We start from the raw sequence: 19,130 nt of genomic DNA, 5'->3' as shown, positions 1-19,130 counted from the left end.
TTTACCGTTGATACGGAAGCGTGACGGTCACGAGAGCGCCCCCTTCCTTGTCCGTTGCGGGAATCAGTTCGATGTGGCCGGCGTGGCCGTAGAGTGCTTCGAGGCGCTCGCGGACCTGTTGCAGACCGAAGCGGGCGCCGTGCTCCGGCAGCGCGTCGAGTCCAACTCCGGTGTCGCGCACGGTGAGTATCAGCAACCCACCTTCAAGCATGGCCGTTACTTCGACCCGGCCACCTTTCACCTTCGGCTCCAACCCGTGCTTGATCGCATTTTCGACCAACGGTTGCAGGAGCAATGGCGGCAATGGCAGCGTGGCGAGTTCCGCCGGCAGTTCAAGCCGTATTTGCAGCCTTGAGCCCATCCGGATCTGCATCAACGCGAGGTAGTCGGCAATGCGCTCGAATTCGGTTGAAAGCGGATGCAGTCCGGTACGCGACGCCTCGAGCGTAGCCCGCAAATAAGCGATCAAATGATCGAGCATGCCTTGCGCACGCGGTGCGTCGTGGCCGATCAGCACACGCAGATTAGCCAGCGTGTTGAACAACATATGCGGCTCGAGTTGCGACTCCAGCAACTTCAGGCGATTTTCCGCCGCTGTGCGCAGTGCCGCTTGTGTACGGGTTTCCATGGCAGCCATGCGAGCACGTGCATAAAGAAAGTAGTTAATGCCGATGGCCGGGACCAGTGCCACGACAATGCTGAGAAGAACCATGCGCGTGTCCGCCGCGATGATCAGAGGCTCGCGATGCGTGCCCGTGAGCAGATCGCCGAGAGCGACGCCCGCAAAGTACCCCACGATCAGCGAACCGACGATCCACGGCGCCATCAATCCCCAGCCCGGCCAGTTCCGCTTCGCGTCGAGGTTCTCGGGAAAGCGCTTACGCAGCCAGTAGGACAGCCCGTGACGTCCCGCGACAATCAGCGCCTGAGTGAACGACACGACGAGAAAGGCGTACATCAGATCTTTCATGAACGACTCCTCGTAGATCGTGCTGTACAGCCACGCGCTGCCGACGGTGGTCGGAATCGTCACCCGAAGCGTTCGCAGCAGCCATCGGGGTGGGGTCGGAAGTAGGTTCATTGCGCAGTATCGAATCCGGGGGTTGATCAATAACTCAGATAACAGGTCGATGCTTATCACATTTCCCGCCATACCGACGAATCTTGTTCGTCGCGTGGTACACGGAAAGTTCGTCGATGGCATGTTGGCGTCCCGCTATCTGTGGATTAAACCTGCTGTGACGCCATCTTCGCGAACATACCGGTCTCACGCCATCGCGTTGCGACGAACGGCGCCTGCATGTCGCGAAATGAACCTACGCGGCGCGAAGTGCAGGTCTCAAACCGCTGAGCCGCATCAGCGCGTAACGAAAACGAAAGATGGAAACGCTCGCGGGCCTATCGGGTGCCGTCGTCGCCTGATCGTGTGATCGCCTGAAAGATAAATCTCTGGACCAGCGAACATCGGTTTCAAACATGGCGATGCCGTTATGTTGAATATGCGAGAGATTTCCCATAGGCCTTTTCCGCTTCTCGCGTACCTCTCTATTTTGGCAGCTACGTAGCCCGGCAGGTGCGACCTATATTTCGACTGCGGTTCGCCCGGACCCTGCCGCGACAACGTCCCGGTACGCATGATTTTCATGCACTGGCGGCCGTGCGATGCAAGTTCGTGCTGCGGCAAGACCCTCTACATTAATTAGGAGTTCCTATGTCACGCGTGACCGATGTGCTCGTCTCATTCGATACAGCGACGATTCTGCAGAAGTACCCGAACCCCAGTAAGAACCCTAACGCTCCGACGCAGATCGATGCGCGCTATGTCTATATGATCACCAATCAGGACAACGTGATCTCGGGCCAGGCAGGCGGCGAACTCGACATCAAGGCACAGGTGGGCGATCTGATCCGGTGGCGCGAAACGAGCCTCTCGCTGGGCTTCGAGACGCAGGCGATTTTCTATCGCTTCATCGGCAACGTGGGCAACGAGCTGATCTCGACGCCGACGCCGCGCATGGCGGAAGCCTCGATTCCGGTGCCGAACACGAGCTCGCCGGCCACGCCGACTTGCCAGAAGGTGGCGAATTATTACTGGTCGTCGGAAATGCTGAAGGAGGGCCGCGTGACTTACCACTTCAACTTCCAGATTATCGACCGTAATTGCCAGTCCAACGGCTGCTTCTCGTGGGATCCGTTTATCTCGATCCACAACTGATGCTGACGGGCGGGCGATTGCTGCACGGCGATCGCCCGCTTTCTTCTCTTGTCACGCCGGAGAGTGCCCATGCCAGGTCAGCATGACGATGTACTCGTCATCGTCGACGCCGCTACGCTGCTCGCAGCGCATCCCGACGCCAGCCTCGATGCCGACGCGCCCACACCGATCGACGGCCGGCACGTCTATGTGATGAACGCCGGCGACGCGCAACAGATCGGTCGTAACGACAGCCGGATAGCGGCCAGACTCAGCGCGGGAGATGAGTTGCATCTGCGCGAGAGCGCGATGTCGTTGAGAGCCGAAGAAAGCGTTGTCTTTTACCGTTTCGCTTTGGCGGATGAGGGCGTTATTACTCCGCTGGAGGCCGTGGCACACCATGCAACGCTGTCCGTACCGAATCCGGACGACCTGCTGCAGCCGAAAACCCAGCAGATTGGCGGGCATTACTGGCGCAGCGAAGTACTGGCGACAGGTAGCACGACGTGTGCGGCGGATTTCATCGTGGTCGGCAACGATGAGAAGGTGCGCGGTTATTTCCGCTGGGAGATCGGTATCGACATAGAGACGTAACGCCGCACATTCGCGGCATTGAGAATTCAGCCGCACCGGCACGCTGGTCATCAGCCGTCGGTCGGCCCCTCGACCTTGAAGAACTCGAGTCGCGCAGACTCGTGGCACAGCACGCGCTCAACGCGGATATCCTGTCATCGCGTACTATCTGGACTATCGAATTCGCCTGGCCGCTTCTCCGCCAGGCCGTCCTTCCGCGTTGCACGTCATCCCGTCATCAAGGTGAGACCCATGTTCCAGCGTTTCCTGAAGCCGTCCCTGGCAATCGCCATGCTATCTGTGTTAGCCGCGTGCGCGACACCACCGTCCGCTCCTGTCAGTTCTTCCTCCCGTTCTTCCAATGCCAATACTTCCATTACGCCGCCGCAAGGTACGCGAGCCATGACATTGGCCGCGGCCGGCGTGCAGAACTATTCGTGCGAGTTCGACGCGCAGCATCGTCTGGGATGGGTGTTCAAGAGTCCGCAAGCCATGCTGTTCGATACGAGTGGTCATGCGGCGGTTCGTCACGGCGCGGGCCCATCGTGGGAAGCGGAAGACGGCAGCAAAATCGTGGGTCATGTGCTTGCACAGCAACCGAGCGAAACGCCGGCAAGCATTCCCCAACTGCTGCTTGAAACGCATGGCACGGGCACCAGCGGCACACTTGCGGATGTCCGCTACGTGCAACGTCTGCACACTGTCGGCGGCTTGGCGCCACAAGCATCGTGTTCGACGGAGCATCAGATCGGAAGCTCGCCCTATCTTGCCGACTACGTGTTCTACCGGTAACAGCTCCATTCAACGCCCAAGGAGAGTGTTTTGCCAGAAGGTCTTCTTCATCTTTACACCGACGCGCAATTTATCAGCCCTTATGCCATGTCGGTTTTCGTAACGCTTCACGAGAAGCGTTTGCCGTTCGAGCTTTCCACGATCGATCTCGCCAATAACGCGAATCATGAAGCGGGCTATGCCGCCCAATCATTGACGCAGCGCGTTCCCACATTGATACACGGCGACTTTGCTCTGTCGGAGTCGTCGGCGATCACTGAATATCTCGACGAGGCGTTTCCCGAAACGCCCGTCTATCCGCAAGCGCGTATTCACAAAGCGCGAGCGCGCCAGGTACAGGCGTGGCTTCGCAGTGATCTGATGCCGATCCGACAGGAGCGCTCCACGGAGGTCGTGTTCTATCGCGCGCCGGGCGCGCCGCTGTCCGCTTCGGCCAATGCCGCCGCTCAAAAGTTGTTCTCCTTGGCCGAGACGTTGCTCTCCAGCGATTCACCGAATCTGTTCGGCGAGTGGTGCATTGCCGATCTGGATCTTGCGTTGATGCTGAATCGCCTCGTGCTGAACGGCGACGCAGTGCCCGAGAAATTGGCCGACTACGCTACGCGGCAGTGGCAACGTCCGTCGGTGCAGCGCTGGCTGGAACTGGAGCGTCCTCCGCTGTAAAGGCGGCAGCCGCGCGCGGCGCCGTGCAATGAGCTTGCGGAAATTAAAGGCTGGCGCCCGCACGGCGCGCCGTACTTGAGCGGCGGCCGTAAGCGCTCATCATCAGGAAGCTGATCACGAAGCTCACGCCGCCGACAAGAAGCAGGCCGGTCTCTCCGAATAGCGGCAGCAAATTCGTCAGCAGCCCGGTGACCACCCACGCCACCGCCATTACCGATCCGGCAATACCGAGTGCCCAGCCTTGCCGTTGTTCGCTGACGGCGTCGGAGTAAGCGGTGTACATCGTTGTGTACGCCACCATGTCGAAACAGCCGACTAGCGTGGCGAGACACCACAACACGATCTCCTGCGGAAATAGCGCGGACAGGATCTGACACACGCCGGCGATCAATAAGCCGGTCTTTGCAATGTCGACCACGCCCCAGACCCGGAGCATGAGCCGCACGACGAACAGCAGACCCAAAACGAAGCACACACCGATCAAGCCGCTGAACAGGCCGAGTTGCGAGCTCGAATAGTGGAATTTCGTTTGCAGCAACAGCATGATGGTCTGCAAATACAGCCCATACCCCACCTGCATCAGAAAGAAGACGACCGACAGAAACGCCACCTCTTTGTGCATTGCCGCCTGATAGACGATACGCAGCGGCAGCAACAGATCGATGCGGGTCGCGCCCACTGCCTGCGCCGTGTCGCGATACGAGCATGCGGTCCAGATTGCGCACGCGGCCGATAGCGCGCCGACCAGCAGGAAGGGGGTTCCATAGTTGAATATCGGCGCGATGGTTCGATCCGACGTGACGCCGCCGAGCACCGGGCCAACGATCACACCGGCGCTAAACGCCAGCGACATGATGCTCATGTTGTAAGCCTTGTTGTCGGGCGTACTCATGTCGGTGATCGCCGCTTGCGCAATGCCCTGGCAGCCCGCCATCAGACCGCTCAAACCGCGCCCAACGAGCAGCAACCAGACGCTAGCCTGAAACACACCGAGCGCCATGAGAAAGTAGCTGGCCGATAGCCCGGCAATGCACAACAACAGGATCTTCCGTCGGCCATACCCATCCGATAAATTGCCCATCAGCGACGAGCCGAAGAACATAAAGAACGGATAAATGCCGTAACCCAGCCCGAGGTAAAAGTTGCGGAGCTGCGGCGTAGCATCGGTCGCCAGAATACCGGCCTGCGGATCGTTGAATATCGCCGACATCATCGGATAGACGAGGCCGAATCCCATTGCATCGATCGCGATGGCGAGCAGACACGGGCCGAGAAGCTTGAGGTTGAGTTTCGATCTGGACAGGGACATTCGCGCTCCTTAGGCAATGACTCGATGCCCGCAACGGTAACGTTCACACTCACCCTGCCGGTAGGTCTCCGCAGCCGATAACAGCTATTGGTGGAACTGATACGATACGGCGCATGGACCTACTGGCGGCAATGCGAATCTATGTGCGGGTAGTGGAACGCGGCAATATGTCGAGGGCCGCGCGCGACCTCGCCATTGGTCAACCGGCCGTTAGCGAACGTATTGAACGGCTGGAACAACATCTCGGCGTCAAACTGCTTCGCCGTAGCACACGTGTCGTCTCATGCACGGATGAGGGCAAGCTCTTTTACGAACGCTGCAAGCAGGTGATCGACGCAGCCGACGAAGCCTGCGCCGCCGTGTCGCAACAGGATCCCACGCTGCGTGGCGTGTTACGTATCGCGGCGCCGCAAGGTCTCGGCGAAATCGTATTGCCGCGCATTTTGCTGGGTATTCGTGAGCAGCATCCGCAACTCAACATCGATCTGATACTGAACGACCAGATGGTCGACCCCGTCACCGAGGGCGTGGATATTTCGTTGCGGCTGGGACAACTGGGCGAAGGGAGTTTTATCGCTCGTCCACTGGGACATGTTCGGCGTGTACTGGTGGCGGCCCCTGCCTATCTAGAACGATGCGGCCTGCCGGATCATCCCGATGAACTGATCGCGCATCCATTCATTCGCGTGATGGGTCTATTCGGCGACGGCATGCTGAGGCTGTTCGATGAACAGAAGGCACTGATCTCCGCGCCGGTTTCGCCGGCGCTTAGCGTGAGCCATTGGCGGCCGGTTTACGAGTTGTTGTTGGCGGGTGCGGGTATCGGGGTGCTTCAGGAACCCGTCTGCGCCGAGGCAATTGAGAGCGGTCGTTTGATTCGGCTGCTACCTCGATATACCGTGCCGGGTTTTGAATTGAATGCGCTGTGCGCGCGCCCTATTCCGTCAAGAACACGCACCATCATGACCGTGCTGGAAAGAGAACTTCCCGCTGCACTCGATAACTTCTCTGCCAACTACACCGCACCGAGTACGGCAAGCAAAAAGCAACGCATTAAACCGACGCCGCTCGTGGCGGGCGATCCCAACGTTTGACGAGACTCGCGACCATCCCTATCGTCACGACCGCAATACCAGCCAGCGTGAGCGAATGAGGCTGCTCTTTCAACAGTAGTGCGGCCTCAATCGTGGCGAGGGGCGGCACCAGCGCGGCGAACGTCGCGCCAATAGCCGGTCCCAGGATCGAGACGGCTTTGCTGAAGAAGTAAAGCCCCAGTATCGACACCAGCACACCTTGATAAACCGCCTGAATAGCGACGGCGGCGATCGGCGCATGCAGGAGCGGCGATAAACCCCGGCTCAACACATAGAACGGACTATAGAAAAGCGCTGAGCCGACCGATACGATTGCCGTCGCGCGAATTGCGCTGACGGCATATCGCTTCGTGGTGACGTTATAGATCGCCCAGAGCAGTCCGCCCAAAACGAATAGCGTGATGGAAAACGCGCCGCCCGTGTTGGACAGTACATCGAACGCGGCCATGCCCATGCCGAACAATACGGTCAGAATGCCGATTTTCTGTGCGGTGGAAAGCGTGTCCTTGATCACGAACCTGCCGAGAATGGCCGTGAATGCAATCATGCTGCCGGGCGTCAGCGCGAAATAGCCGACCGGCGCGCGGCTCAACCCAGTAGCGACTAGCAGGATATAAGGCGCGCCCACGCCGACGACCATCACCAGTGCGGGGACAAGGCCGAGTCCGTTGAGCTTGCCGCGTAGCAATACCGGTAATAGCAGAATGCCGGAAACGATGAAACGGACGAAAACGATGTCATAGGAATCCAGCGTCGAATGCGTGACGCCAAGACGCGTCACGACTGGAAACCCTCCCCAGATCACGGCCGCAATCAATCCATAGCCAATGCCGGCCAGTCTCTCGTTTGTCATTGTTTTCCTTCCTCACGTTCCGTACCGTCAACCTACGGGTTCGAACTCATGCCGGAAGGATGCAGCGGCGCGTTGCGTGCGTCCAATACATTGTTGCCGTGTTATTAGGTCGGAAAAGCTCTTAGTGTTCCAGCGCCGACTCTCCCACCCGCCCCTCCGCCGACTGCGCATTCACCCGAAATCTCCCCGGACTCACCCCCGTGTACCGCTTGAACGCGATACTAAAAGCCGTATCCGACTGGTAGCCGATTCGTGAAGCGATCCCCGTCAACGATTCGTCGGAATGCTTGAGCGCGGAACGCGCGATCGTCATACGCCACTGCGCGAGATATTCGACCGGCGCAGTCCCCACCTGACTCCGAAACCGCTGCGCGAATGCCGTTCGCGACATCCCGACCGCCGACGCCAGACTCTCCACCGTCCAGCGCTCGCCGGGCTGCGCATGCATCATCGACAGCGCGCCGCCTATCTTCGGATCGGCCAGCGCGCCGAGCCAACCTTCGGGCTCGCGCGCCGACGCCAGATAAGCGCGCAACACGTGAACCAGCACGAGCGCCGCCAGACCGCTGCGCGCCACGTCCGCACCGACATGCAAGTCGTCCGTCTCCCAGTTGAGCAGATCGAGCACACGCGATAACGCATGCGTGCCGACGTCCGACGCGCGCAGATGAATCAGCGGCGGCAAGTGTCGCAGCAACAGATCGCTGACGTCGTTCTCGAACGTGAAGCGACCGCTCGCGAGACTAACGCTTTCGTTATCGCCCTCGCCCTGAAAACGCACCACGCCATTGCTGCTGCGAATCGGCTGAAACGCGGTGGGACCGTCGAGCGCGGGTCGGTTTGGGTCGCTGGCGGAATAGAACGGCTGACCGTCGGTGAGCATGTAGAAGTCGCCGCGTTCGAGCACAACCGGCTCCGCACTCCCTTCGATCCACAGAAAGGAGCGCCCTTCGAGCATGCCGCCGAATTTGATGTGCTGATACGAAGGGAACCGGAAGCTCCATGCGCCTCGTCCCTCGAATCGCGATGTCAGGATACTGCTCACGCGCAGCATCGAGAGTACGTCGGATAGAGCATCCATAAATGTACGATCGAATAAGAATCAGACCGTTTTGATTATAGCCAGCAACGAAGGCCAGCGCGATCATGAGCTCACTTTCACGGCGCCATCCGCGTCGTTACCTGAACTTCATCAAGGAGCACTCGCATGAAAGCCTGGCAACTCGAACGTCTCGGTGGAACACTCAGCCTGATCGACCTGCCCATTCCCGAACCGCGCGCGGGTGGCGTCGTGGTGCGCGTCGAAACGTCGTCATTGCTGTCGTATATGAAAGACTACGTTGACGGCAAACTGCCGATCTATCAAACGCCGGATCGTCCGTTCATTCCCGGCGGCAACGGTATCGGTTTCGTTCACGCAGTGGGCCCGGACGTCTGGCATCTGAAGCCCGGTCAGCGGGTGGTGTTGTCGTCCCATTTCGTTGCGCAGGAGAACGTCGCGACGCCCGCGGAGATGCTGCTCGGCATCACGGCCATCAGTGCCGACTCGGGCCCGCTGCAGTCGGACTGGCCGGATGGCACGCTGGCCGAGTACGCGTCGTTTCCCGCCAGCGCCGTGACGCCCGCGGACGACCTGGCGCCACTGAGCGCCATCCAGCTCGCCATGACGACGCGCTGCATCGTGCCATTCGGTGGACTGTTGCGCGGTAGGCTCGCTGCCGGCGAGACCGTGGTCGTCTCGGGCGCGACGGGCGCCTACGGCACAGCGGCGATCATGGTCGCCCTGGCGATGGGCGCGGCACGCGTCGTGGCGCTCGGGCGCAATCCGCGTGCGCTCGAAGCCGTAGCGCAACTCGCCCCTGCGGGGCGCGTCACGACAGTCGCGGCAACCGGCGACGTCGATGCGGACCGCGACGCGATTCGCCGCGCCTGCGGCGGCGGTGCGCAACTCGCGTTCGACATGGTCGGCAACGCGGGCGATCCGAACATGACGCTCGCCGCGCTGCGCAGTCTGTCGAGAGGCGGCCGCCTTGTCGTGATGGGTAGCATGAACGTGCCGTTGCCGGTGCCGTACACCGAAGTGATGTTGAACGGCTGGGAGATCCTCGGTCAGTTCATGTATCCACGCGATGCCTACCGGCGTCTGCTGGACCTGATCCGCAGCGGACTGCTCGACATTGCGCCGCTACGCCCGCTCGTCTATCCGTTGAATGCATTGCCTGAGGCGATGGCGGCCGCCGCCAACGCCGGCAATCTCGAGTGCGTCGTCATGAACCATCGCGATGAATGACGCACGGCCTGGCTTTGCATCACGACAGCGCGCGCGCCAACGCGATCACCCCTGACGCGATATCGTCGACGCCGACCGACGCAAACCCAAGGACCAGCCCCGCCGGCGCTGGTCGGTCGACCGCGTGGCGCGACAGCGCCCGCGTTTCGATGCCTTCGAGCGCCGCGCGGCGCACTACTTCGTTGTCGTCGGTGTCGCGCGGCAAGAAGGCCGGCGCGTCGAGTCCGGCAATGATCGGCGGCACCTCCAGCAAGCCGGCAAGATATCGCGTCACGTTGGCCGTCAACGCTTCAGCGCGCTCGCCGTAAAGCACGCGCATGCGCCGGATATGCCGGCCAAAATGGCCATCGGCGATGAACTCGTGCAGCACCGATTGCTGATCCAGCGGCACATGCCGTGCGGTCAACGACAACGCGGCCACGAACGGCTCGACGAGGCGGTCGGGCACGATCGCATACGCGGTTCGCAGCGCGGGAAACAGTAGCTTGCTGAACGTGCCGCAGTAGATCACGTGGCCGTCGTCGTCGAGGCTCTTCAACGCCGCCAGCGGATTGCCCGCGAAACGGTATTCGCTGTCGTAGTCGTCTTCGATGATGAGCGCGCCACGTTCACGCGCCCATTCGAGCAACGACAACCGGCGTTCGAGCGCGAGCGGTGGCCCCATCGGCGCTTGCCGCCCGGCCGTCACGAATGCGAGGCGCGCGTCGGGCGCGTGTCGGCGGGCCCATTCCACATCGAGGCCGCTGGGGTCGACCGGCACGCCGATCACGCGCGCGCCCGCTGCCTCGAGCACGAAGCGCGCGCCAACGTAGCCGGGATCTTCGATCCACGCGGCGTCGCCCGGATCGAGCAGCAGACGCGCGGAGAGATCGATCGCCTGCTGAACGCTGCCGAGCATCACGACGTGATCCGCCGAACACGCGATGCCGCGCGACATGCCCACATAGCCGGCGATCGCTTCGCGTAGCGGCCGGTAGCCTTGTGCTTCGCCATCGCCGAGCAGATCTCGTTGAGTGCGGCGCGCGCGTTTGGCCGCAATGCGCGCCCAGAGATCGAACGGAAACGCGTCGAGGTCCGGCTGGCTCGCGCGGAAAGCGCGTGCCGGGATCGAGCGGCCGCTGAGTTGGAAGGCGCTGCGGGCGAGCAGGCGTCCGCGTTTTGAGAGCACCACGGCTGGTCGCTGCGCGCCGCTCTCGTCGTCTTTGCTTTTGCTGTTGCTGTTGCTTTTGCGTTCACGTACCGATGAGCGGCCGTCGCGCTTCTTGATCGACGTAGGTTCGCCTCGATCGCCACTGTCGATGCGCCGATCCGGCAATTCAGCCGCGACGAAACTGCCACGCCCTACCGCGCCTGCCAGATACCCTTCCGCGTCGAGTTGCGCGAACGCACCCAACACGGTTCCGCGCGACAGCTCGAAGCGCGCCGCGAGATCGCGAGTGGAAGGCAGCCGCGCGCCCGGCGGCAAGCGGCCGCTCAGAATCGCGGCGCGCAGTTCGTCATAGAGCCAGCGCTGCCGCGACACGCCGTCGGGTCGCGGCGCTAAGGCGAGTTCAATCTGTTCTGCCCGTCGCACCGGTTTCTCCGTCAAATTGGCTTAGTTATTTTCTCGATAATGGACCTTTTCGGCGACCATTAACAGCCCTATTCTGCTCTTCATCGGAAGCACGGCATGCCGTCGCGGACGTTCGCTATCGCTTACCGGAGAGAAGAGGAATGGCACACAAAATATTTGTTGCGGGCGCAACCGGCGCGATTGGCGCCGCGCTCACGCCGCTGCTGATCGAGGCGGGCTACAAGGTTTTCGGCAGCACGCGGCGGGCGGAGCGCGCGAAACAACTCGAAGCGGCAGGCGTCGTGCCGGTCGTCGTCGATGTATTCGACGCGAGTGCGCTGCGGGACGCACTACGTTCCATCGCGCCGCATAGTGTGATTCATCAACTCACGGATCTGCCTGCGGGACTCGATCCCGCCCGGATGGCCGAGGCCGTGCGGAACAACGCGCGGATACGCGACGAGGGCACACGCAACCTGATTGCCGCCGCCATCGCGGCCGGCAGCAACCGGTTGATCGCGCAAAGTATTGCGTGGGCGTATCGGCCAGGCGCTACGCCGTACGACGAAACGTCGCCGCTCGACGTCGACGCGGAAGGCGCGCGCGGTATCAGCGTGCGTGGCGTCGTGGCGTTGGAGCAGCAGGTTTTGGAAGCCGCGTCGTTGAATGGCACGGTGCTGCGATATGGACAGATCTACGGCCCTGGCACTGGAGCAGACGCGCCGAAGGGTTCGAGCCCGCTACACGTCGAGGCTGCTGCGTACGCGGCCTTGCTGGCGCTTCAACAAGGCGCTGCAGGTGTGTACAACATCGCGCAAGACGACGCGGAAGTCACCAGCGCGAAAGCAAAACGTGAGTTGCGCTGGAAAGCGAGCCTGCGTCAGGTGGCACGTGTATGAACGCGCGCATGCTGTCGTGTCGGCCGAATCGCGCGAACCTGACGGCCGGCAAGCCCGCGCTGTTTGCCGTGCTCGCCGTGGCCGTACTGTCGCTCGGTCCGGCGGCGCCTCGCTCGGCGTTCAACTGGTTCGCTACGCTTTGTGGCGGTACTCAGGGCAGCGGTCCGCTGCTGTCCAACGGTTCGCCGAATACGAGTGCGAACGCCAATGCGGCGAGCCGGCCGGCGTCGATTATCAAGGTGTTGTCGTGCGAGGCGCTACCCAATGCGCCGGGCAAATCGATCACGACGATCACCGTTGAGTATCCGCCGCTCGCGTTCACGCCGGCGCATCGTCATCCGGGGTCGGTGACGGCCGTCGTGCTGCAAGGAACGGTGCGCTCGCAACTAGGTGGCGGAGCGGCGATCAATTACGCCGTGGGACAGACGTGGTTCGAGCCGCCGGGCACGCTTCATGTGTTTGCCGAGAATCCCGATCCGGTTCATCCGGCGAAACTGCTGGCGACGTTTGTCACGGATACGGGGTGTGAAGCGTTGGTGTTGCCGCCCGATTAGCACTCGACTAGCGGGGTGCCGCGGGCATACGCCGGTTGGCCACGGAGTCGACGTCACCAGATCGGCCAGCGGCGGAACGCACCGGCGTGAATGTCGCTACGCGTTTTTGAAGGTGCTAAACAAAGTCTTCGCCAGCGAACTCATATCGTCGCCGCCCTCGCGCAGCGACGCGATCCCGGCGCCGACGGCCATCGTCCTCTCCACTCTGCGCGCGTGATCTCGTTCGACGCTTTCCCGAATGGCCAGCGGAAGCGCCGCGACCTGATCGACGATTCGAAAATCGCCCAGTCCGCTGAGCATCGGATTGTCGGAACCGCTGAGCATGGAGCGCGCGTCGGCCTTGAAAAGCACTAACGGCTTGCCTGCATGCCAGGCGAGCGATGCTTCCACCACCGTGCCTTCATCGGCAACACGGCCATTCAGATTCGCGACAACAACATCGCAGCGTTCGAGCAGTTGATACGTATCCAGGCTGAAGATCGCGCGATCGAGAATCTGCGCGGCTTCTTCAACCGACGCGCCCAACTTCTCGAGTTCCGGTTTGAGTCGCGCGAATTCCAGACCATCGCGATGCGGCAGAAACGTCGCGAAACCGGCGGCTTCCAACGTGTGAGCAATCGAATCCATTTCCGCGCGTTCGGCCGCGTTGAAGAGCGGACCTGCGCAATACACGCGTAGCATTTTTTTGCGTCTCCTGAAGGGTGGCCTTGAATCGCGAGACGCCTTCGCGGCATTCGCCGCATGAATCGTCCCACTGCCAGGAGCTTAACGCGCCGACAAACAACATGCTGAATCAGGCCACCTGTCGCTCATATTTGTCGCTCAGGCGAGGACGCTGAGCGAACCTCGCCGCGTTCCCTTCACCGCATTAATCGTAGTGACGATGCCGATGATGCCGCTTGCCCGACCGATAGCCGCGCGAATAGTCGTCCGAGTACGAATTGGAGCGCGACATGTTGCCGCCGAGCGCCGACCCCGCGCCGCCGCCCAACGCCGCACCGACGAGGCCACCGCTGCGGCCGCCCATCGCATTGCCGGCCGCGGTGCCCGCGCCGCCGCCCAGCGCGCCGCCGATAATCGCGCCCGTGCGCTCACGACGGTTCGACGTCACCGCACCGCCCGCGCCGCCGCCGACCGCGCCACCGAGAATAGCGCCGGTACTGCCGCCGACCGCACCGCCCAGGGCAGCGCCGGCGACACCACCGAGCGCGCCGCCAAGGGCGTTGTTCATGTCACCGGCCATGGCCGGCAAAGAAGCCGCAGCGCTGAGCACGGCAATAGCAAGCATCTGAACGAGTTTCTTCGGCATAAAAAAGCTCTTTTGTGTTTAGGACGGCGCCGAGTATAACCGGCAATTTGAAAGCTTTTTGTAACCGCCTAAACACACGTCCGTAAGACGTGTAACAAAAGATCTATGCCGTTTTGCCGCCCTTATCCGCGTCGTTTCTTCTTCAACTCGATCGTCTCGAACAGCTCATAGTTTTGCGTCGGCGTCTGGTCCGCGCCGGGCGCGTGATAGTAGTTCATCGTGATCGTCGTCTCGCCGCCGTGCTCACCCGGATCATGATCGAACACGGCGATCCCGTAGCCCGTGCCGGTATCGCGCTGCGCGGACCAGATCGCGTCTTCAACCGCATCCGCGCCGGCGCGTACGAATGTGCCCGCCGTCGTGCCCGGAACCGGACGGTTCGGCCGCGTGAACAGGCGCGCTTGCGGCATGCCCGTGCCGGCGTCCACGCCGTACACATCCAGCGGCGCGCTGGTGCCGCCGCCGCCGAGAATCAGGTGAATCGTGCCGTGGCTCGTATCGAACGTCGACGCACCGGACGACACCGCCGACATCACCGGCTTCGGCTGCAACGTATCGACCGGACGGCCCGTGGCGATGTCGGTGCCTTTGTTGTGATTGCAACCACGCACGGGGTAGCTGCGCTCGTAATCGTGATCGTGACCGCACAACACGAGGTCCACACCGTAGCGATCGAACAGCGGCAGCCACGCTTCGCGCAGACCCTTGTCCGAGCCGTTGCCGGTCTTCGACGAACTCAGCGCGTCCTGATGCATCTGCACGACGATCCAGTCGACTTCGCTGTCCTCCGCGGCATGGCGCAGGACGCGTTCAAGCCAGCGGGTTTGCTCGCCGTCGCTATAGCCGCGTACGTACAACGAAGTGCCCGGTTGAATCGGCGGATTGCCGGTGCTGGCCACCGGCACCAGCGGGGCCGGGCCGGCGACGAAAGCGGCGGCGTCCTGATAGACGATATCGTCCGCATCGAGCGAGATGAACAGCACCGAGCTCACGCGGAAGCTGTACCAGCGCCCCTGAAAACGCGTGTGATTGTCCGGCAGCGTATAGCGCGCGAGGTACGACGCGAGGCCCTGTTCGCCGTTGTGAAATTCGAGTTCGTGATTGCCGGGACACGGCATCCACGGACGATTGGCCGCCGAGGTCTGGCAGTTGTTGCCGAAGTCGCGCCATACATCCGGCTGATGCATCGGGTTCAGATTCGCGTAGCAAAGGTCGCCGTTGAGCAGATGGAACAGCGGCTCGAAACGCTCGACCGCTTGCACCGCGAAACGGCTTTGCGGCGACGACAAAACCCAACCGGTATTGGGCGTCGCGAGGTCACCGTAGCTGGTCCAGCGAAACGCCGCGCGGCCGCGCGGCGCGGTGCGAAAGTTTGCCGTGAAAGGCTGCGCCGCGTTGCTGTCGTTCTCGGCGGTGACTTCGTATTCGTAACTCATGTCGGACTTCAGGTCACGCAAACGCGCGTGATACGCGAACACCACTTCGCCGTTGATGCCGTCGGTGTACGTGCTTTGCACAGCGTGCACCGTGTGCTTCGCGCCACCCGCGGCGCCGAAACGCACTTGCGGCTTCACCGCTTGCGCAAGCGTCGCCCACGACACGGTGGCTTCGCTCGACGGATCGTTGCCCCACGTCAGGTGGATCTGTTCGGGCGTGCCGTCCGGCGTGCTACTCGCGGCACGCGCCGTCGACGCGAACGTGCTCGCTGCGGTAGCGAGGCTGGAGGCGCCGGCAAACTTCAAAAACCCGCGACGCGAAACGATGGAAGCGCCCTGTTCGGACGGCACAGCACTGGCGATTTTCTTGTTCGACATGTCTGGTATTTTTCTATGGGGTGGAAGGATGCCGGCGAATACGCGGAGAGACCATGCGGCTGCGTAGGCGGCAAGGATGCGGCTGAATGTGCACCACGAAGGTGACCCGCGATCCTAGCCGTGAAGCTATGACAGCCGGATGAAAACAGTCATACGAAAAGTACCGTGAATCAGCGTGCGATTGAGAATGGCGAGCCAGAACAGGTGGCTTCGATGTCAGGCGAATAATGCTTACGAATGACCGACATTTACGGCGCCGCAGTCACGAAAGTGAAAGGGGATTTGACGCGCACGAGGGCGGGGTGAAGTGATGCGAGGTAATGCGAAGTGATGCGTTGATCGCGAAGCCGCCGGAAGCATGAATCCGTCATACGGACTCATGTTTCCGGCGACCTGCGTTCGTTCAGGCTTGGGGAGCCGTGTCGTCGGTGCCTTGCGTGTCGGCTGCGGCGTCTTGCGTCTGGTCGTCTTTCTTTTCGACCATTTCTTCCAGCTTACCGGCGCCTTCGAAACCGGCTACAGCCGCGATGCCTTTCGTCAGCAAGCCTGCGCCCGGATCCACTTTTTCTGCTGCTTCAACAGCGGCGAATGCCCCTGCAATCTTTCCTGCTTCGTCCAAGAGTCCCATGGCGCTCTCCTCGAAAAAAAGTGAATTAGCATCCTCTCACGAACTCGGCGGCTTGTCGTCAAATGTCAATTGAACATGACGATTGGCGGATAAGTCGGCGGCGACGCACTATCGCTTCGGCGGTTGAGGATTGTTGGCAGGATTCGTATCGAACCTGGAGACGCTACTGATTCCGTCTTCGCTGACAAGCTTCAACAGATCGGCCTCCATGTCATCCGCAATGAGCTTGCCGTAGACCTCGTCGCCGTTCACGTAGACCGTGAACGATTGAAGGTATTTCGCCTTCTTCTGCGGATTCTCAATCGTCTCGCGGGTCCACTGATAGAGCGGATAGTTTTCCGTGCCGAGTTTCTCCGCCTCGCTGACGTAATCGGCGAACGCATCGAACTGACACTTCAACGTGGCGTTGTGTTTGTGCAGAACATCACGCAACGCAGCGTGCGACGCGTACGTTGGGTCGGTGCGCAAAGCCTCCGCGAGCCCGCACGCAACCGTTATTCTGAGTTGAAATTGCAACGTGGATTCCATGGCTGCCTGGGTGTCGGCGTTAACGTGCAACGTACGCATGCGGAACGGCAAGCGGGTCGCAAAACGTCGCTCATTCCTTATCCGCTAACTGAGCGACAACCGGTTCGTCGATTCGCGCAATCTCGCTGCCCCGCACGGGCTTACCGAGCAGAAAGCCCTGAGCGTGCGTGCAACCGCATACCCGCACGAAGTCCAACTGTTCCTGCGTCTCGATCCCTTCCGCCGTGGTCGGAATGCCGATTTCGCGTGCCAACGCAACGATCCCGCGAACCACCGCGGCGGATTCGCGACGATGCACCGACTCCTTGACGAAGGAACTGTCGATCTTCAGCTCGTCGAACGAGAAGCGCACGAGCGTCGACATGGTCGAGAAGCCCGTGCCGAAGTCGTCGAGCGCGAGTCCGATACCCAATGCGCGCAGCCTCGCGACGTTGCGCCGGGTGACGACGTCGTCATTCAGCAGTACGGTTTCCGTGACTTCGATATTCAATCGCACGGGCGGCAGCTTCGTTTTACGCAGAATTGCCGCCACACTCGAAGCAAACGATTCTTCCCGCAATTGCACCGGCGATACATTCACGGCGACTGTGACTTTATCTTGCCAGGTCGCGGCTTCCCTGCAAGATTGCAGCAATGCCCATTCGCCCAGGGCGAGAATCAGGCCGGTACGCTCGGCCGTGGGAATGAACGCGGAAGGAGGCAGCTCGCCACGCGTGGGATGCGTCCAGCGAATCAACGCTTCGCGGCCGGACACCGCGCCGCTGCTGAGATCGACAATCGGCTGATACTCCATGCGCAAGCCGCTATACGACTGCAATGCGCCTTCGAGGTCGCTGCGCAGCAAGCTCAGGCTCTCGTCCGACGCATGCTTGCCGGTATCGAACAGCGCGAACGCGCTTTTACCGCTGCGTTTGACCGAATACAACGCGCGGTCGGCGCAAATCAGCAATTGCGGTCCTGTTTGCGCATGCTCCGGATAGAGCGAGACGCCCACGCTCGCGCCGATATGCACCAGCGCCTCACGCAAAGCGAACGGCCGTGCCAATGTTTTGACGATGCGATCCGCCAGGATACGCACGTCGCGCGCTTGCCCGGTTGCGTCTGAAATGGCGACGAATTCGTCGCCCGCCAGGCGTCCGACGAGATCGCCGCTCGGCAGTACTTCGCGCAAGCGGATCGCGGCTTCCTGAAGGATCTGATCACCCGCTGCATGGCCCAGGCTGTCGTTGATCGCCTTGAAACCGTCCAGATCGATCAGCAGCACCGCGAATTGTTGATCTTCACGCAGCGCGCCCAATTCAGTGCGCTCCAGCAGCAGCTCGCTGAGCCGTGCGCGATTCGGCAAGCCCGTGAGACTGTCCTGACGCGCCAGACGATGACTGTTTTCACGCGCAAGCAGCAAGGCGACCGTGTCGCGATTGCTGCGCAGCGCCACCGTGAAAAATCCGGCGGCACAGAATGGCGCCTGAAACAGCAAGACGAGTTTGCCGGAGCCAGGCGACAGCGCCGCGCCAAGACCCAGCAGCCCGAGAATGAAAGTAATCTGCAGCAGCACAAGCCGCGGGGTGCCGGCATTGCGTCCCGCCAGGCCACCAATCACACCGACGGCGCAAACGTTTCCCAGCAGAAATAGTGTTGAGTCTCCGCTCATATTGCACAGTAACGTGCCGAATCCGAATAGCGCACTCCAGAGCAGGCTGGCGAATAGAAACGCGGAGGTAGGAGTCGGCTGGCCGCGAGCGCTGCGGGTGCAGTTCAACCAGATTAGCGCGAGGCGGGCAATCAGCAGCGCGACGACAGCCACGCCCCAGCCGGCGTAGAGCGCATTGGGATAAAGATAGAACGCCGTCGCGCAAACGCTGATTTCACAGATCGACGCGAATATGATCGACGCGGTGCGTGTGAACAGATTGGCAAGCAGTACCTGCCGATTGTCCGCGCTCAGGTTCTGAGCGGAAGAAACGACCCACTTAAAAAATGGAGACCTTGGTTCGCTGAAAGCCATGACCTGCACATTTTTGTTGGTAAGTGGATCGGTATGCTGCGCGATTATTACGTAAACACAATGAATCGGGTTG

At 61.3% G+C, this 19,130-nt stretch carries 19 protein-coding genes; 8 read left to right on the top strand and 11 right to left on the bottom strand.

Annotation, left to right across the window (positions count from 1 at the left end):
• Position 1 precedes the first annotated feature (1 nt).
• A complete protein-coding gene (locus HWY05_RS29865; protein WP_035559996.1) occupies positions 2-1,081 on the bottom strand; it encodes a histidine kinase in 1,080 nt (359 codons plus the stop codon).
• Positions 1,082-1,711: 630 nt separating this feature from the next.
• On the opposite strand from HWY05_RS29865, the gene HWY05_RS29860 reads away from it, so the two are divergent.
• The 4 genes from HWY05_RS29860 (at position 1,712) to yfcF (ending at position 4,222) form a co-directional block, all read left to right on the top strand.
• Entirely contained in the window at positions 1,712-2,215 is a 504-nt protein-coding gene (locus HWY05_RS29860) for an inclusion body family protein (RefSeq protein ID WP_035559998.1), read from the top strand.
• Between the two features lie 69 nt (positions 2,216-2,284).
• Positions 2,285-2,788: an AidA/PixA family protein gene (locus HWY05_RS29855; RefSeq protein WP_176060569.1), complete on the top strand. Its 504-nt coding sequence runs from the start codon at positions 2,285-2,287 to the stop codon at positions 2,786-2,788.
• Between the two features lie 231 nt (positions 2,789-3,019).
• Positions 3,020-3,559 (top strand): DUF3455 domain-containing protein, encoded by a 540-nt coding sequence (locus HWY05_RS29850; protein WP_176060568.1) that lies wholly within the window; start codon positions 3,020-3,022, stop codon positions 3,557-3,559.
• A 30-nt stretch (positions 3,560-3,589) separates the two neighbouring features.
• Positions 3,590-4,222, top strand: coding sequence for a glutathione transferase (gene yfcF / locus HWY05_RS29845; RefSeq protein ID WP_176060567.1), 633 nt, complete (start codon positions 3,590-3,592; stop codon positions 4,220-4,222).
• Between the two features lie 43 nt (positions 4,223-4,265).
• Here the strand turns inward: yfcF and HWY05_RS29840 are convergent, their stop codons facing one another.
• Entirely contained in the window at positions 4,266-5,531 is a 1,266-nt protein-coding gene (locus HWY05_RS29840; RefSeq protein ID WP_176060566.1) for an MFS transporter, read from the bottom strand.
• A 113-nt stretch (positions 5,532-5,644) separates the two neighbouring features.
• Here HWY05_RS29840 and HWY05_RS29835 point away from each other — a divergent pair, with 113 nt between their 5' ends.
• Complete coding sequence (locus tag HWY05_RS29835) at positions 5,645-6,625, top strand: LysR family transcriptional regulator (protein WP_176060565.1); 981 nt, start codon at positions 5,645-5,647, stop codon at positions 6,623-6,625.
• Here the strand turns inward: HWY05_RS29835 and HWY05_RS29830 are convergent.
• The gene (locus tag HWY05_RS29830) at positions 6,585-7,478 is read right to left on the bottom strand and encodes a DMT family transporter (RefSeq protein WP_176060564.1); all 894 of its coding nucleotides are present in this window, start codon (positions 7,476-7,478) and stop codon (positions 6,585-6,587) included. The genes HWY05_RS29835 and HWY05_RS29830 overlap by 41 nt on opposite strands.
• 121 nt (positions 7,479-7,599) lie before the next feature.
• Positions 7,600-8,559 carry an AraC family transcriptional regulator gene (locus tag HWY05_RS29825; RefSeq protein ID WP_176060563.1) on the bottom strand — a complete coding sequence of 320 codons (960 nt, stop codon included), beginning with the start codon at positions 8,557-8,559 and terminating at the stop codon, positions 7,600-7,602.
• Between the two features lie 126 nt (positions 8,560-8,685).
• Between HWY05_RS29825 and HWY05_RS29820 the strand changes: the two genes are divergently transcribed.
• On the top strand, positions 8,686-9,768 hold the full coding sequence (locus HWY05_RS29820) for a zinc-binding dehydrogenase (RefSeq protein WP_176060562.1): 1,083 nt from the start codon (positions 8,686-8,688) through the stop codon (positions 9,766-9,768).
• 19 nt (positions 9,769-9,787) lie between these two features.
• Here HWY05_RS29820 and HWY05_RS29815 read toward each other — a convergent pair whose 3' ends face one another.
• Positions 9,788-11,341 carry a PLP-dependent aminotransferase family protein gene (locus HWY05_RS29815; RefSeq protein WP_176060561.1) on the bottom strand — a complete coding sequence of 518 codons (1,554 nt, stop codon included), beginning with the start codon at positions 11,339-11,341 and terminating at the stop codon, positions 9,788-9,790.
• A 140-nt stretch (positions 11,342-11,481) separates the two neighbouring features.
• Between HWY05_RS29815 and HWY05_RS29810 the strand changes: the two genes are divergently transcribed.
• Both HWY05_RS29810 and HWY05_RS29805 read left to right on the top strand, forming a co-directional pair.
• A complete protein-coding gene (locus HWY05_RS29810) occupies positions 11,482-12,219 on the top strand; it encodes an NAD-dependent epimerase/dehydratase family protein (protein ID WP_176060560.1) in 738 nt (245 codons plus the stop codon).
• A complete protein-coding gene (locus HWY05_RS29805) occupies positions 12,216-12,773 on the top strand; it encodes a cupin domain-containing protein (RefSeq protein WP_244146732.1) in 558 nt (185 codons plus the stop codon). Before HWY05_RS29810 ends, HWY05_RS29805 begins: the two co-directional genes overlap by 4 nt.
• A gap of 96 nt (positions 12,774-12,869) precedes the next feature.
• Here HWY05_RS29805 and HWY05_RS29800 read toward each other — a convergent pair whose 3' ends face one another.
• The 6 genes from HWY05_RS29800 to HWY05_RS29775 form a co-directional block, all read right to left on the bottom strand.
• The gene (locus HWY05_RS29800; protein ID WP_176060559.1) at positions 12,870-13,454 is read right to left on the bottom strand and encodes a nucleoside 2-deoxyribosyltransferase; all 585 of its coding nucleotides are present in this window, start codon (positions 13,452-13,454) and stop codon (positions 12,870-12,872) included.
• A 187-nt stretch (positions 13,455-13,641) separates the two neighbouring features.
• Positions 13,642-14,082, bottom strand: a complete 441-nt coding sequence (locus HWY05_RS29795) for a hypothetical protein (protein ID WP_035560022.1) — start codon at positions 14,080-14,082, stop codon at positions 13,642-13,644.
• Positions 14,083-14,204: 122 nt separating this feature from the next.
• Complete coding sequence (locus HWY05_RS29790; RefSeq protein WP_176060558.1) at positions 14,205-15,896, bottom strand: metallophosphoesterase family protein; 1,692 nt, start codon at positions 15,894-15,896, stop codon at positions 14,205-14,207.
• 403 nt (positions 15,897-16,299) lie between these two features.
• The gene (locus HWY05_RS29785; protein ID WP_176060557.1) at positions 16,300-16,524 is read right to left on the bottom strand and encodes a hypothetical protein; all 225 of its coding nucleotides are present in this window, start codon (positions 16,522-16,524) and stop codon (positions 16,300-16,302) included.
• A 108-nt stretch (positions 16,525-16,632) separates the two neighbouring features.
• Positions 16,633-17,052 (bottom strand): hypothetical protein, encoded by a 420-nt coding sequence (locus tag HWY05_RS29780; protein ID WP_035563906.1) that lies wholly within the window; start codon positions 17,050-17,052, stop codon positions 16,633-16,635.
• A gap of 70 nt (positions 17,053-17,122) precedes the next feature.
• The gene (locus tag HWY05_RS29775; RefSeq protein ID WP_176060556.1) at positions 17,123-19,057 is read right to left on the bottom strand and encodes an EAL domain-containing protein; all 1,935 of its coding nucleotides are present in this window, start codon (positions 19,055-19,057) and stop codon (positions 17,123-17,125) included.
• Between the last annotated feature and the right edge of the window lie 73 nt (positions 19,058-19,130).

Source organism: Paraburkholderia sp. BCC1876 (assembly GCF_902833695.1).
GTDB lineage: Bacteria > Pseudomonadota > Gammaproteobacteria > Burkholderiales > Burkholderiaceae > Paraburkholderia.
Note: the sequence above shows the minus strand (reverse complement) of the source record. Positions and strands in the feature narration are given on the sequence as shown.

What these genes read in the sequence shown, in the direction of transcription:
- HWY05_RS29860 (WP_035559998.1), top strand. Translation starts at nt 1,712, where the DNA reads ATGTCACGCGTGACCGATGTGCTCGTCTCATTCGATACAGCGACGATT.
- HWY05_RS29840 (WP_176060566.1), bottom strand. Translation starts at nt 5,531, where the DNA reads ATGTCCCTGTCCAGATCGAAACTCAACCTCAAGCTTCTCGGCCCGTGT.
- HWY05_RS29780 (WP_035563906.1), bottom strand. Translation starts at nt 17,052, where the DNA reads ATGGAATCCACGTTGCAATTTCAACTCAGAATAACGGTTGCGTGCGGG.
- HWY05_RS29820 (WP_176060562.1), top strand. Translation starts at nt 8,686, where the DNA reads ATGAAAGCCTGGCAACTCGAACGTCTCGGTGGAACACTCAGCCTGATC.
- HWY05_RS29865 (WP_035559996.1), bottom strand. Translation starts at nt 1,081, where the DNA reads ATGAACCTACTTCCGACCCCACCCCGATGGCTGCTGCGAACGCTTCGG.
- HWY05_RS29855 (WP_176060569.1), top strand. Translation starts at nt 2,285, where the DNA reads ATGCCAGGTCAGCATGACGATGTACTCGTCATCGTCGACGCCGCTACG.
- HWY05_RS29790 (WP_176060558.1), bottom strand. Translation starts at nt 15,896, where the DNA reads ATGTCGAACAAGAAAATCGCCAGTGCTGTGCCGTCCGAACAGGGCGCT.
- HWY05_RS29810 (WP_176060560.1), top strand. Translation starts at nt 11,482, where the DNA reads ATGGCACACAAAATATTTGTTGCGGGCGCAACCGGCGCGATTGGCGCC.
- HWY05_RS29805 (WP_244146732.1), top strand. Translation starts at nt 12,216, where the DNA reads ATGAACGCGCGCATGCTGTCGTGTCGGCCGAATCGCGCGAACCTGACG.
- HWY05_RS29785 (WP_176060557.1), bottom strand. Translation starts at nt 16,524, where the DNA reads ATGGGACTCTTGGACGAAGCAGGAAAGATTGCAGGGGCATTCGCCGCT.
- HWY05_RS29775 (WP_176060556.1), bottom strand. Translation starts at nt 19,057, where the DNA reads ATGGCTTTCAGCGAACCAAGGTCTCCATTTTTTAAGTGGGTCGTTTCT.
- HWY05_RS29825 (WP_176060563.1), bottom strand. Translation starts at nt 8,559, where the DNA reads ATGGATGCTCTATCCGACGTACTCTCGATGCTGCGCGTGAGCAGTATC.
- HWY05_RS29835 (WP_176060565.1), top strand. Translation starts at nt 5,645, where the DNA reads ATGGACCTACTGGCGGCAATGCGAATCTATGTGCGGGTAGTGGAACGC.
- HWY05_RS29830 (WP_176060564.1), bottom strand. Translation starts at nt 7,478, where the DNA reads ATGACAAACGAGAGACTGGCCGGCATTGGCTATGGATTGATTGCGGCC.
- HWY05_RS29800 (WP_176060559.1), bottom strand. Translation starts at nt 13,454, where the DNA reads ATGCTACGCGTGTATTGCGCAGGTCCGCTCTTCAACGCGGCCGAACGC.
- HWY05_RS29795 (WP_035560022.1), bottom strand. Translation starts at nt 14,082, where the DNA reads ATGCCGAAGAAACTCGTTCAGATGCTTGCTATTGCCGTGCTCAGCGCT.
- HWY05_RS29850 (WP_176060568.1), top strand. Translation starts at nt 3,020, where the DNA reads ATGTTCCAGCGTTTCCTGAAGCCGTCCCTGGCAATCGCCATGCTATCT.